Raw genomic sequence first — 12,940 nt, 5'->3', positions numbered from 1 at the left:
TGAGGTCCATGAAGAGCGAGGACGCCCCGGCCACCGAAGTGCCCACGGCCGCCGAGAGGAACTTCGCGAGCAAGTCCGTCCCGCGCCACCTGGCGCGCGGCGTCATCGGCTTCGGGCTGATCATCGGCTCGATCGCCCTGGTGCCCATCGCCGGCCCGGCGATCCTGCTGGTGGCTCCCCTGGGCCTGATCGCCTTCCGCGGCTGCCCCACCTGCTGGATGGTCGGCCTGGCCCAGACCGTCTCCCGTGGCCGCCTGGAGCGAAAGTGTGCGGCCGGCGTCTGCACCCTCGCCAAGGCAGAAGGCCGCGGACGTGCCGACAGCCGACACCACCGTTGAGGGGCACGTCAGCCAAGCGGGGCCGGGGCAACGGGCGGGGCCTGGCCCACCCCGCTCCCTCCGGCGCACTCCTCGCCCCCGGTACCACCTCCGGCAGCTCTCGCCGTGCTGCCGTCGGGGCGCCAGGGACCCTGGACGCGCAGCGGCACGGGGCACTTGGGGGCGCTCAAAGAGCGGGGGCGCCCCCAAGACGTCGGGCTGGTGACGTTCCGCGCGCAGGCAGCCGATGCCGGCCGCGGGCACAACGCGTGGGGTTCACCGGCACCGTCCGGTGAACCCCTGCGGTCACAGCACCAGCGATGCCATCGACGTGACGTGCACGTCCGTCCAGCACGGGGTACGCGGGTTGGGGAGACGGAAGTTCTTTCGACTCGTGTTGAAGAAGCTGATCGCGATGAAGTCCGAATCCGTACACGTGCCTGTCGACGGCGCCGTTCTCTCCGGGGATCTTGTGCTGCCGGAGCAGGCGCGGGCCGTGGTGCTGTTCGCGCACGGCAGCGGTAGCTCCCGGCACAGCCCACGGAACCGGGCGGTCGCAGCCGAGTTGCGCGACGCCGGGATGGGCACCCTGCTGATCGACCTGCTCACCGAGGCGGAGGAGCGCCGGGACGTGCTCACCGCCGAGCACCGTTTCGACATTCCGTTGCTGGGGCGCCGGCTCGTGGCCACGCTGGACTGGCTCGGCGCTCGGCCCGGCACCCGTGACCTGCCCGTCGTCCTCTTCGGCGCCAGCACCGGCGCCGCTGCCGCCCTGGTGGCCGCCGCCGAGCACCCGGGCCGGGTGCTGACCGTCATATCGCGCGGCGGACGGCCCGATCTGGCGGACGACGCGCTCCCCGCGGTACGCGCCCCCGTACTGCTGATCGTCGGCGGCCGGGACCAGGAGGTGCTCCGGCTCAACGAGCAGGCCGCCCGGCGGATGCGCGCCGCCAACTCGCTGCGGGTGATCCCGGGAGCCACGCATCTCTTCGAGGAGCCCGGCGCGCTGGAGCAGGTCGCCGAGACGGCCCGGGAGTGGTGCGAGGAACGCCTGCGCACGGTGCCGGCGTGACACGGTCCGGGTTGACCAGGAGGTGCCCGTTCCTGGTCGAGGAACATGCGCCTGCTGCACGCCGCGGAGCCTGGCTGGACGTGCCGCTGTGGCTCTTGGGGCTCGACGGGTCAGGCCGCGGGATCCGGCCGAGCCGCCAGCAGGCCGTCCTCGGGGGCGCGTGAGCCCCTGTGCGAGGGGTACTCCGGGGCGCATGGCCGGTATCGAACTCAGAAGCACGGCGTTCAACGATCACAGCATGATCCCGCGCCGCCACGCCAAGGACGCGGAGAACCTCTCTCCGCCGCTGAGCTGGTCCGGACTGCCGGACGGCACCGCGGAGCTGGCCCTGTTGTGCGAAGACCCCGACGCGCCCTCGGGAAGCTTCGTGCACTGGCTCGTCACCGGCATCGACCCGCACACCGGCGGGCTGGACGCCGGTGAGGCGCCCTCGGGCAGCCATTCGCACCGCAACGGTTTCGGGGAACAGGGCTGGGGCGGGCCGCGGCCCCCGGTCGGCGACGACGCGCATCACTACGTCTTCCGCCTCTACGCCCTCCCCGCGCACGTGTCCCTCCCGGACCGGGCCGATGCCTCCGAGGTACACGCGGCGCTCGACCGGCAGGAGCTGGCCAGCGGCACCATCGTCGGCCTCTACCGGCGCTGACCCCCAGGCGCCCACCCAGCCCCGGAACCCGATCGCCGCACGCCTGGCCGCTGCCGCACGTCTGGCCGCTGCCGCGCGGGTGGGGGCTGGAGGCTCCGGACGTAGCCTGAAGGCTCGTCCGCGTCCAGGCTCCGCCTGTCCTGCGGTCCACCGCGCGGATGAGCAGCCTGGACGGGGTATTGCGCCTCGGGCAGGCGCCCGGTGGGCGTGGGTGCGCCGCGTGGACCCGGCGGAGCCTGTGGAGCGCCCCTGCTCGGCGTCACCCTACGCACGCGGTCCGGAGGCGTCCGGTCGAGCCGCCGGTATCCAGCCTTGGCGGCGCAGCACCGCGGCGACGCCCGGCGCCCGGTAATGCTCGCCCTTGAGGACCTTGCCGTCGGCCCGCCGGGCGACCTGCCCGTCCGGCCCGATCTTGCTCATGTTGGCGCGGTGGATCTCGGCGATCACCTGGTCGAGGTCGATGCCGTGCACCAGGGCCGTGCCGTACGCCACGTAGACCACGTCCGCCAGCTCGTGCGCGAGCCGGTCCAGCGGTCCCTCGACCGCGACCTCGGCCACCTCCGCGGCCTCCTCGGCGAGCAGCTCCCCGCGATGCGCGGCCAGTTCGGGGGACACCTCGGCCGGCGTGCTGCGGGCGTCGAGGCCGAAGGCGAGGTGGAACTCACGGACGAGGCCGGCGGGAGAGTGACCGGCGGAGGAGTGGCTCATACGGCGACTCTAGCGGCGGGCGCCGACAGCGCCCGGAGTTGTCCACAGGGCCCAGGAATGGACCCATGACTTGTCCACAGGGCAGCTCAGGAGTCGGAGCGGTCCAGGAGAAGTCCCCGAGCCTGAGCGTGCCCGAGGCGCCCCCTGCCCTGGTCAGCCCCGGTCACGGCCTGGCAGGATCGCCCGCATGTCCAGACCGTTCCCCCGTATCAGCAGGCACCGGGCTCTCCAGGGCACGGCCGTCGGCGTCGTGGCCCTCGGCCTGCTGCTGTGGTGGCTGCTGCCGCTGGGCGAGAAGCCGCCGAGCGGGACGATCGTCTTCAGCACCGGTACGCCCCGGGGCGTCTACCAGGAGTACGGGGAGCGGCTGCGCACCGAGCTGGGCAGGGACATGCCCGGTCTGCGCGTGAAACTGCTCAACAGCGACGGTTCCCAGGAGAACGTGCAGAGGGTCGCGACCGGCAAGGCCGACTTCACGATCGCGGCGGCCGACGCGGTGGAGGAGTACGAGCTGCGGCACGGCCGCGGTGCGGGCCGGCTGCGCGGGGTGGCCCGGCTCTACGACGACTACGTGCAGCTCGTCGTGGCACGCGACTCGGACATCCGGAGCGTCGCGGACCTGCGGCACAAGCGGGTGGCCGTCGGGCTGCCCGACTCCGGGGTGCGGCTGATCGCGAACCGGGTGCTTCAGGCCGCGGGGATCGATCCCCACAAGGACATCAGCCCGATGCCGGAGGGCATCGACACCGGGCCGGACAAGCTGCGGCAGGGCACGATCGACGCCTTCTTCTGGTCGGGCGGCCTGCCCACCAAGGGCCTGGTCGAGCTGGCGCGGACATCCGCCGTCAGGTTCGTGCCGATCGAGGGCGAACTCGTGACCAGACTGCACTCCGAAGGGGATGCCGCGCGCTACTACCGGACCACGAACATGCCCGAGTCGGCCTATCCGTCCGTGCAGCAGGGCTCTGCCGTGCCGACGATCGCCGTGGCCAACCTGCTGATGACCCGCAAGGACATGGATCCGCGGCTGACCGAGTGGGTGACCCGTACGGTGATCAAGAGCCGGGACGGCATCGGTGCGCACGTCCACTCCGCGCAGCTGGTCGACCTGCGCACCGCGATCTACACCGACCCGCTGGTCCTGCACGAGGGCGCCCGGCGTTACTACCGTTCGGTGAAGCCCTGAGCGTCCTGGCCGGTCTCCGCGTGCCGGGGCACGGTGACGGTCACCCGGAGTCCGCGCGGCTCGTGGTGGGCGTAGCCGATGGAGCCGCCGCCCGCCGCGAGCAGGGCCCGGGTGATGGACAGGCCCAGGCCGGAGCCCTTGACGTTCTGGTGGCGTCCGCTGCGCCAGAAACGGTCGCCCACGCGCGCGAGTTCCTCGTCGGTGAGGCCTGGGCCGGTGTCGGTGACCACGACCGTGGAGGTGTCGCCGTCGGCGGAGACGGCGACCTCGACGGTGCCCCCCTCGGGGGTGAATTTCACGGCGTTGTCGATGACGGCGTCCAGCGCGCTGGACAGGGTGATCGGGTCGGCCCAGGCGGTGGTGGGCGGGCAGTCGCCCGTGAGCCGGACGCCCTTGGCCCCGGCGGCCGGTGACCAGGCGGCCACCCGCTCCTCGGCGAGGGCGCCGATGTCGGTCAGTCCGAGGTCGGCCTCGACGTGCTCGGCGAGCGCCAGGTCGAGCAGGTCGTCCAGCACCTGGGCGAGGCGCTTGCCCTCGGTGCGCACCGAGGCGATCTCCTCGTTGTCCTCGGGCAGTTCCAGGGCGAGCAGTTCGATGCGCAGCAGCAGCGCCGAGAGCGGGTTGCGCAGCTGGTGCGAGGCGTCGGCGACGAAGGCGCGCTGCTGCTCCAGCACGTCCTCGACGTTGTCCGCCATCTCGTTGAACGAGCGGGCCAGGCGTCTGAGTTCCGGCGGCCCGCTGCCGAACGCGACCCGGGACTTCAGGCGCCCGGTGGCGATGTCGTGGGTGGTGGCGTCGAGGATGCGTACGGGTTTGAGAACCCAACCCGTCAGCCGCAGCGCGGCGCCGACGGCGAGCAGCATGGCGGCGATCTCGCCTGCGCCGATGAACAGCCAGCCGCGCAGGGTCCGCGAGCGCATCTGCCCGGTGGGCGAGTCGGTGACGACGACGGCCACGACATCCCCGTCCCGGATCACGGGCGAGGCCACGATCAGCCGGCTGCGCTGCCAGGGCCACACCTGCCGCGGGTCGTGGCTGCGCCGGCTCAGCAGCGCCTCGTCGAAGGCCCCCCGCATCTCCCCCGTGGTGGGTACGAACCAGTCGACGGGGGCGTTGGCCATCGCCGACCCGTTGCGGTAGAAGACGCCCGCGCGTATGCCGTAGACGCCGTAGTAGCTGTCCAGTTCGCGGCGGAGCGTCTCCAGGCGCTCGTCCGGGGCGGTACGGCGGGAGCCGCTGGGTCCGTCGGCGACGAACTGGGCGAGGGCGGCGAACCGCGCGGTGTCGTCGATCCGGTCGACGACGACCTTCTGCTGCTGGGCGGCGGCCACGCTGACGGCGAGCGGGACGCCGAGGGCGAGGAGTACGGCCGCCATCAGGACGATGAGCAGCGGCAGGAGCCGGGTGCGCACCCGTCCCCGCTAGGCGGCCGGGGCGACGAGCCGGTAGCCGACGCCGCGTACGGTCTCGATCAGCGCGGGCATGCGCAGCTTGGCGCGCAGGGAGGCGACGTGCACCTCCAGGGTGCGTCCGGTGCCCTCCCAGCTGGTGCGCCACACCTCGCTGATGATCTGTTCCCGGCGGAAGACCACCCCGGGGCGCTGGGCGAGCAGCGCGAGCAGGTCGAACTCCTTGCGGGTCAGTTGGACGACCGAACCCTCGACGGTGACCTGCCGTGTGGGCAGTTCGATGCGTACGGGGCCGAGCCGCAGGGCGCTCTCACCGCGGGCCCCGGCGTCCTCGTGGGCGGTGCGCCGGCTGACCGCGTGGATCCGGGCGAGCAGTTCCCCGGTGTCGTACGGCTTCACCACGTAGTCGTCGGCGCCCAGGTTGAGCCCGTGGATGCGGGAGCGGACGTCGGAGCGCGCGGTGACCATGATCACCGGGGTGCTGGTGCGCTTGCGGATCTTGCCGCACACCTCGTAGCCGTCCTGGTCGGGCAGGCCGAGGTCGAGCAGGACCACGCCGAAGCCGGGCCCCTCGGGGACGAGTGCCCGGAGGGCCTCCTCGCCGCTGCGCGCATGGGTGACGTCGAATCCGTGCCGCATGAGCACCGCGGACAGGGCGGCGGCGACATGGTTGTCGTCCTCGACGAGCAGCAGCCTCACCGCGTCTCCCTCCGGTTCGGTGTCCGTACGGTCTCGGTTTACGTTCGCTTTGTGGATCACGTGCACGCGGGTGTGCACCATGGCAGTGACGCCGATGGACAAGGACGGCGTCAAGAGGCTTCCGGTTGCCCGTGACTTCCGTTATCCGGCCGATACGCTCCCGGGCGGCCCTGTTACGACACGTGTCCGATTGCTATCGGATCGTGATGCTCAGATTCCCCTCAGATGTGATGACGCAGGTCATCGCGCCTCACTACTGTCCACCGAAACCGAGGAGGACGGAGCCTGAGAGCGATGACCGCAGTATCGGTGGCCAAGGAGAACGTGGCCGCATCCGACGAACTGGTCGTCCTGAAGAGCGTCAACAAGCACTACGGCGCGTTGCATGTGCTCCAGGACATCGACCTGACGATCGCCCGCGGCGAGGTCGTCGTGGTCATCGGACCCTCCGGGTCCGGAAAGTCGACCCTGTGCCGCACCATCAACCGCCTGGAGACCATCGACTCGGGCAGCATCACGATCGACGGCAGGCCCCTGCCCCAGGAGGGCAAGGAGCTGGCGCGGCTGCGCGCCGACGTCGGGATGGTCTTCCAGTCCTTCAATCTCTTCGCGCACAAGACCGTGCTCGACAATGTGATGCTCGGCCAGGTCAAGGTCCGCAAGGCGGACAAGAAGCAGGCCGAGGCGAAGGCCCGCACCCTGCTCGACCGCGTCGGTGTGGGCAGCCAGGCCGACAAGTACCCCGCACAGCTGTCCGGCGGCCAGCAGCAGCGCGTCGCCATCGCCCGGGCGCTGGCGATGGACCCGAAGGTCATGCTCTTCGACGAGCCGACCTCCGCCCTCGACCCCGAGATGATCAACGAGGTCCTCGAGGTCATGCAGCAGCTCGCCCGTGAGGGCATGACGATGATCGTCGTCACCCATGAGATGGGCTTCGCGCGTTCGGCCGCGAACCGCGTGGTCTTCATGGCCGACGGCCGCATCGTCGAACAGGCTGCGCCGGACCAGTTCTTCAGCAACCCGCGCAGTGACCGGGCCAAGGACTTCCTGTCCAAGATCCTGCACCACTGACGGTATCCCTGCCCGCCGACGGCATGTTCCTGCATCACTGACGGAACATCCCCGCACCACCGACGGCATGTCCCTGCGCCACCGACTGCAGATCCCGCCCGATCTCCCGGCAGGTCCCGCTCCCACTGACGGCGGGTCCCGCCCCGACCGACGGCAGGTACCTCTCCGGCTGACGGCGCAGGGCACCGGCGCCCGCACGAGCCGTATGCGCCGTCCGCCACGGACCGCCGTTCTCACCACTCGAAGGAAGTTCACCATGAAGCTCCGCAAGGTCACCGCCGCCTCGGCCGCCGTAATCGCCCTCACGGTGGGCGCCACCGCGTGCGGCGGCGGCGACTCCGACAACAGCTCGGACGGCGGCAAGAAGATCAAGATCGGTATCAAGTTCGACCAGCCCGGTCTCGGCCTGAAGCAGCCCGACGGCTCCTTCTCGGGCTTCGACGTGGACGTGGCGACCTATGTCGCCGGCAAGCTCGGCTACAAGCCGGACCAGATCCAGTTCGTGGAGACCAAGAGCGCCGACCGTGAGAACGCGCTGCAGCGCGGGGACGTGAAGTTCATCGCGGCCACCTACTCGATCACCCCGGAGCGCCAGCAGAAGGTCGACTTCGGCGGCCCCTACCTGCTGGCCCACCAGGACCTGCTGGTCAAGAAGGACTCGACGATCTCCAAGGGCACGGACCTCAACGGCAAGAAGCTGTGTTCCGTGACCGGCTCCACCTCGGCGCAGAACATCCAGAAGACGATCGCCCCGAAGGCCAACCTGCGCGAGTACAGCACCTACTCGGAGTGCATCGCCGGCCTGCAGAGCGGCGCGGTGAACGCGGTGACCACCGACGACTCGATCCTCGCGGGCTTCGCCGCACAGGACAAGTACAAGGGCCAGTTCAAGCTCGCCGGTCTGAAGCTGAGCAACGAGAACTACGGCATCGGCGTCAAGAAGGGCGACACCGAGCTGGTCAACAAGATCAACAAGGCGCTGGAGCAGATGGTGAGCGACGGCTCCTGGCAGAAGGCGGTCGACAAGAACTTCGGCCCCGCCAGCTACAAGAACGAGCCCGCGCCGAAGATCGGCCAGATCACCAAGTAACGCGGAACTCCGCCGGCGCTCACTCCGGCGGGTGACGCAGGGTTCCGCACGGCGCGCCGCCACCGCCTTCCCGGCGGCGCGCCCGGCCCTCCTCGTACACCACACACCCGGAAGCGCGGGACATCGTGTTCGACTTTCTTCAAGGTTATGACGTCCTAGGGGCGTTCTGGATGACGGTGAAACTCACCGCCCTCTCCGCCGTCGGCTCCCTGGTCTGGGGCACCCTGCTGGCCGCGATGCGGGTCAGTCCCGTCCCGCTCATGCGCGGATTCGGTGCCGTCTATGTGAACATCGTCCGCAACATCCCGCTGACGATCATCATCCTGTTCAGCTCCCTCGGGCTCGCCGACGTCTTCGGCGTGACGATGGGCACCTCCGACTTCAAGACCCAGGGCTTCCGCCTGGCGGTCCTCGGTCTCGTCGCCTACACGGCCGCCTTCGTCTGCGAGGCGATCCGCGCCGGCATCAACACCGTGCCGCTCGGCCAGGCCGAGGCCGCCCGCGCGATCGGGCTGAACTTCAGCCAGACGCTGCGCATGATCGTGCTGCCCCAGGCGTTCCGCGCGGTCATCGGCCCGCTGGCCAACGTGCTGATCGCCCTGACGAAGAACACCACCGTCGCGGCTGCCATCGGCGTCGCCGAGGCCGCGACCCTGATGAAGACGATGATGGAGAACGAGGCCCAGACGCTGGCCATCGGTGCCGTCTTCGCCCTCGGCTTCGTGCTCCTGACCCTGCCCACCGGCCTGCTCCTGGGCCGGCTCGCCAAGCGACTGGCGGTGAAGCGATGAGTTCCGTCCTGTACGACACGCCGGGCCCGCGCGCCAAGCGGCGCAACGTGCTCATCACCGTCGTCTTCTTCGCCGCGCTCGTCGCACTGGTCTGGTGGCTGTGGCGCACACTGGACGACAAGCAGCAGCTGCGGTGGTCCCTGTGGCAGCCGTTCACCACGTCCGAGGCCTGGACGACCTACCTTCTCCCGGGACTTGTCAACACCCTGAAGGCCGCGGCGCTGTCCATGGTCATCGCGCTTCCGCTCGGCGCCGTCTTCGGCATCGCCCGTCTGTCCGACCACCGTTCGGTGCGGATCGTGGCGGGTGTGGTCGTCGAGTTCTTCCGGGCGATCCCGGTGCTGCTGCTGATGCTGTTCGCCAACGAGTTCTACAGCCGCTACACCCAGGTCACCAGCGATGACCGGCCCCTCTACGCGGTGGTCACCGCCCTGGTGCTCTACAACGCGTCGGTGCTCGCCGAGGTGGTCCAGGCCGGCATCCTGGCCCTGCCCAGGGGCCAGTCCGAGGCGGCGTACGCGATCGGCCTGCGCAAAGGCCAGACGATGACCAGCATCCTGCTCCCGCAGGCGGTCACCGCCATGCTGCCGGCGATCGTCAGCCAGCTCGTGGTCATCGTGAAGGACACCGCGCTGGGCGGCGTGATGATCGGTTTCACGGAACTGCTCAACCAGCGCGGCACGTTCGCGGCGAACTACGCCAACGTCTTCGCCAGCTTCGTCGGCGTGGCGGTCATCTACATCGTGCTCAACTTCGCCCTGACCTCCTTCGCGAGCTGGCTGGAGGGCCGGCTGCGGCGCAGCAAGCGCGGCACGGGTGCGGTGCTCGGCGCCGAGGACATGGAGGAGCTGAACCCCGCGGCCGTGGGCGGCACCTTCGCGACCGGAGCCTCCGACACGGCGTTCTGACCTGACAAGCGGTCAGGCCATCTGTGTGGCAACCGGGGCAGTGGCGTGTTCGCCACTGCCCCTTGTCACTTGACGCATACTCCACCAATGGGTTGCATACATTCTGTGATCGTGCACCCCGCTCCACCTTCCTGTTCACCCAGGCCCGTCAGGGCACCGCTGCGAGCAGAGGGCGCCGCGCCGTGGACCCGGTGATCATCGTCGGAGCGGGGCCCGTCGGGCTCACGCTCGCCCTGGCGCTGGCCCGCCAGGAGGTGCCGTCCGTCCTCCTCGACGAGGGCCCCGGCAAGGAGGAAGCACGCCTGGCGCGCACGATAGTGCTCCACGAGGACACGGCGGCCCTGCTGGAGCGGCTGACCGGGGCGGCCCTCGGGAACCTGGGCGTCCGCTGGGCCGGATGGCGGTCACTGCGGCGCAGGCAGGTGATGAGCGACATCACTTTCGAGGAGGCCGGCCACGCCCCGCTGCACATCACCCAGCATGCCGTCACCAACGCCCTGCGCGCGGCCGTCGCGGGAGAGCCGCTCGTCAAGGTCGCCGTGGACAGCAGGCTCGACTCGATCGAGCAGGAGCGTTCCGGCGTCACCGCGCACACCCGGGGCCCCAAGGGCACCTGGTGGCGCGGCAGTTACCTGGTCGGCTGCGACGGCCCCCGCTCGACCGTGCGCAAGCTCCAGGACATCCGTTTCCCGGGCCGTACGGCGGTGGAGCGGCACGCGGTCGCCGCGCTGCGCACGGAACTTACGTGGGAAGGCCGGGCCTTGCTCCACCGGATGCCACCGTGGCGGTCGTCCGTGCCCTCGGCCGGGGAGGTGACCGCCCGCCCCCTCCCGGACGGCGTGTGGCGCCTGGACTGGCTGCTGCCGCCGGGCAAGGACCTGGTCACGCCCGAGAGCCTGGTGGCCCGGATCCGTGAGACCCTCGCGGGCTGGTCGGACGGCACCCCGGCGACGTACGACCTGCTCGACACCGGCGTCCACACCGTGCACCACCGGCTGGCCCGCCGGTGGCGCGCCGGCCGGGTCTTCCTCGCCGGGGACGCGGCCCACCTGCTCGGCGCACTCGGCACCCAGGGGCTCGACGAGGGCCTGCGGGACGCCGACAACCTAGCCTGGAAGCTGGCCCCGGCCTGGCACCACGGCCCGCACGAGGCGCTGCTGGACAGTTATCAGGCCGAGCGACGCGCGGTCGTCGCCGCCCGGCTGCGCGCCGCCGACCAGGCGCTGCCGGTGCTGCGCGGAGGCGGCGGCCTGCGCCACTACGTCCCGGGCGCCGCCCGGGGCCACGACGCGCTCCTCGTCGACGGCCACCTGGGGCGCGGCCCGCTGGGCGCGCCGGGGGCGTACGCCGACTCGCCGCTCGCACCCCGGCAGCTGGAGGGTGCGATCCCGGTCGCCACCCCACCGGGCGCGCCCGTCACCGATGTGCGGGTCACCGCGGAGGACGGCTCTTTCGTACGGCTGCACGACCGGCTCGGCCGTGGGGCACTGCTCGTCGTGCTGATCGCGCCGGGCACGGGAGTGTGGGACCGCAAGCACTGGGTGTCGGCCGGGGTGATGCCCCGGCTCGCGGCGGCGGTGACGGCACTGCCGCACCCCGCCGAGCTGCTGGTCGCCGAGGAGTACCCGGGGGCACCGGCGCACAGCGTGCTGCTCGTGCGCCCCGACGGCCACCTGGTCGCGGCGTTCGGCGGGGTCCGCCCGGCCGACCTGTACGCGGCGGCCGAGGCCACGCTGGGCGGCACGGCGAAGGAGGAGACGGCGGAGGAGGCCGCGGAGGCGGGCTCCAGCGCGCGTTGACCACCGCTGCGGTCGCCCTGTCCGCAGGGTGACGGAGAGTTGACCACCGCGCACCGACGTGCTGTACTCCCGGCCATGACCGACACCTGTGTGCGCCTGTGGCGGCGGGTCCACATGGACCTCGTCCGCTACGCGGGCTGTGTGTGTCGTCCGTCCTGCTGAGTTCCCATCCCCTTCTTTCCCCGGGCGTCGTCGCGCGCCCGTTCGGCGAACCTTCTTCAGGACGGTGCACGTGTCTGTCTCCCCCGCTGGGCCCCCCTCGGCGTCCCCCGATGCCTCCGCCGGTGCCGTCGGCTGCGCGCCGACCCAGGCGGAACTCCTCGACTTCGTCCGGCGTTCGGCCGCCGACACCGCGCTGATCTCCTCCTTGCCGCTCGACCCGGATGGCCGTACCTGGGTGCGGCTCGACGGGCCCGGTGGCAGCGAGGCCTGGCTGATCGGCTGGCCGCCCGGCACCGGCACCGGCTGGCACGACCATGCCGACTCGATCGGCGCGTTCGTCGCGGCGGCGGGCGAACTCAGGGAGTACTCGCTCGCCGCCCGGCTGCCCACCGACGGCTGGAAGACCCTGGAACTGACCGAGGGTGTGGACCGCGAACGCCGGCTGCCCGCGGGGCAGGGCCGGGCCTTCGGCCGCCATCATGTGCACGAGGTGTTCAACGAGTCTCCCGACCGGCACGCGATCTCGGTCCACGCCTATTACCCGCCCCTGCCGCGCATCCGCCGGTACAGCCGTACGGGCCAGGTGCTGCGTCTGGAGCAGGTCGAGTACGCGGAGGACTGGCAGTGAGCGGCGCGACGGGCGAACGGCCGCTCGGTGTGGACGAGTTGCTGGAGCGGGTGCGCGCGGGATACCGGCGTATCGGGGCACGGGAGGCGTACGCGGCGGCGCGCACCGGCGCGGCCCTGCTGGTGGACATCCGGTACGCGGCCCTGCGCGAGCGGGATGGGCTGATCCCCGGCGCCCTCGTCATCGAGCGCAATGAGCTGGAGTGGCGCCTGGATCCGCAGGGCAGCCACCGCGTGCCCGAGGCCACCGGTCACGACCTGCCCGTCGTGGTGGTCTGCGACGAGGGTTACGCCTCCAGCCTCGCCGCCGCCTCCCTCCACCGACTGGGTCTGCACCGGGCGACGGACCTGGTGGGCGGCTTCCAGGCCTGGCGGGCGGCGGGGTTGCCGGTGGAGCCGGTGTCCTGAGCGGACCGGTGACCCGGGCGCGGACGATCCGCAGGGTCCCGGGGATG

15 protein-coding genes are annotated in these 12,940 nt (G+C 71.3%); 12 read left to right on the top strand and 3 right to left on the bottom strand.

Translation table 11 applies throughout. The features are described from left to right. The first annotated feature begins 8 nt into the window (after positions 1–8). From K7G59_RS03375 to K7G59_RS03365, 3 genes are all read left to right on the top strand, one after another. Entirely contained in the window at positions 9–338 is a 330-nt protein-coding gene (locus K7G59_RS03375) for a hypothetical protein (protein ID WP_225830736.1), read from the top strand. 394 nt (positions 339–732) lie between these two features. Then, a complete protein-coding gene (locus tag K7G59_RS03370) occupies positions 733–1,389 on the top strand; it encodes a dienelactone hydrolase family protein (protein ID WP_225830303.1) in 657 nt (218 codons plus the stop codon). A 193-nt stretch (positions 1,390–1,582) separates the two neighbouring features. Beyond that, the gene (locus K7G59_RS03365) at positions 1,583–2,035 is read left to right on the top strand and encodes a YbhB/YbcL family Raf kinase inhibitor-like protein (protein WP_225830302.1); all 453 of its coding nucleotides are present in this window, start codon (positions 1,583–1,585) and stop codon (positions 2,033–2,035) included. A gap of 264 nt (positions 2,036–2,299) precedes the next feature. On the opposite strand, the gene K7G59_RS03360 is transcribed toward K7G59_RS03365, so the two are convergent. Further along, positions 2,300–2,743, bottom strand: a complete 444-nt coding sequence (locus tag K7G59_RS03360) for a MazG nucleotide pyrophosphohydrolase domain-containing protein (protein WP_225830301.1) — start codon at positions 2,741–2,743, stop codon at positions 2,300–2,302. A 187-nt stretch (positions 2,744–2,930) separates the two neighbouring features. On the opposite strand from K7G59_RS03360, the gene K7G59_RS03355 reads away from it, so the two are divergent. After that, positions 2,931–3,929, top strand: coding sequence for a TAXI family TRAP transporter solute-binding subunit (locus K7G59_RS03355; RefSeq protein ID WP_225830300.1), 999 nt, complete (start codon positions 2,931–2,933; stop codon positions 3,927–3,929). On the opposite strand, the gene K7G59_RS03350 is transcribed toward K7G59_RS03355, so the two are convergent. Both K7G59_RS03350 and K7G59_RS03345 read right to left on the bottom strand, forming a co-directional pair. Then, the gene (locus K7G59_RS03350; protein WP_225830299.1) at positions 3,908–5,341 is read right to left on the bottom strand and encodes a HAMP domain-containing sensor histidine kinase; all 1,434 of its coding nucleotides are present in this window, start codon (positions 5,339–5,341) and stop codon (positions 3,908–3,910) included. The genes K7G59_RS03355 and K7G59_RS03350 overlap by 22 nt on opposite strands. 9 nt (positions 5,342–5,350) lie before the next feature. After that, positions 5,351–6,037 carry a response regulator transcription factor gene (locus K7G59_RS03345; protein ID WP_225830298.1) on the bottom strand — a complete coding sequence of 229 codons (687 nt, stop codon included), beginning with the start codon at positions 6,035–6,037 and terminating at the stop codon, positions 5,351–5,353. A gap of 294 nt (positions 6,038–6,331) precedes the next feature. Between K7G59_RS03345 and K7G59_RS03340 the strand changes: the two genes are divergently transcribed. From K7G59_RS03340 to K7G59_RS03310, 8 genes are all read left to right on the top strand, one after another. Beyond that, positions 6,332–7,108, top strand: a complete 777-nt coding sequence (locus K7G59_RS03340; protein WP_225830297.1) for an amino acid ABC transporter ATP-binding protein — start codon at positions 6,332–6,334, stop codon at positions 7,106–7,108. 256 nt (positions 7,109–7,364) lie between these two features. Then, positions 7,365–8,198 carry a glutamate ABC transporter substrate-binding protein gene (locus K7G59_RS03335; RefSeq protein ID WP_225830296.1) on the top strand — a complete coding sequence of 278 codons (834 nt, stop codon included), beginning with the start codon at positions 7,365–7,367 and terminating at the stop codon, positions 8,196–8,198. Between the two features lie 125 nt (positions 8,199–8,323). Continuing rightward, entirely contained in the window at positions 8,324–8,989 is a 666-nt protein-coding gene (locus K7G59_RS03330; protein ID WP_308294983.1) for an amino acid ABC transporter permease, read from the top strand. Then, a complete protein-coding gene (locus K7G59_RS03325; RefSeq protein WP_225830294.1) occupies positions 8,986–9,897 on the top strand; it encodes an amino acid ABC transporter permease in 912 nt (303 codons plus the stop codon). The genes K7G59_RS03330 and K7G59_RS03325 overlap by 4 nt, the downstream gene beginning before the upstream one ends. Before the next feature lie 182 nt (positions 9,898–10,079). Beyond that, positions 10,080–11,696 (top strand): FAD-dependent monooxygenase, encoded by a 1,617-nt coding sequence (locus K7G59_RS03320; RefSeq protein ID WP_225830293.1) that lies wholly within the window; start codon positions 10,080–10,082, stop codon positions 11,694–11,696. A 75-nt stretch (positions 11,697–11,771) separates the two neighbouring features. Then, positions 11,772–11,858 (top strand): putative leader peptide, encoded by an 87-nt coding sequence (locus K7G59_RS35240; RefSeq protein WP_313960178.1) that lies wholly within the window; start codon positions 11,772–11,774, stop codon positions 11,856–11,858. Between the two features lie 70 nt (positions 11,859–11,928). Then, positions 11,929–12,486 carry a cysteine dioxygenase gene (locus K7G59_RS03315; protein WP_225830292.1) on the top strand — a complete coding sequence of 186 codons (558 nt, stop codon included), beginning with the start codon at positions 11,929–11,931 and terminating at the stop codon, positions 12,484–12,486. Further along, entirely contained in the window at positions 12,477–12,893 is a 417-nt protein-coding gene (locus tag K7G59_RS03310) for a rhodanese-like domain-containing protein (protein WP_225830735.1), read from the top strand. Before K7G59_RS03315 ends, K7G59_RS03310 begins: the two co-directional genes overlap by 10 nt. The last annotated feature ends 47 nt before the right edge of the window (positions 12,894–12,940 follow it).

Origin of the sequence: Streptomyces sp. NK08204 (genome assembly GCF_020400585.1) — a bacterium.
Lineage (GTDB): Bacteria > Actinomycetota > Actinomycetes > Streptomycetales > Streptomycetaceae > Streptomyces.
The sequence above is the reverse complement of the archived record's forward strand: the minus strand, read 5'-3'. Positions and strand labels throughout refer to the sequence as shown.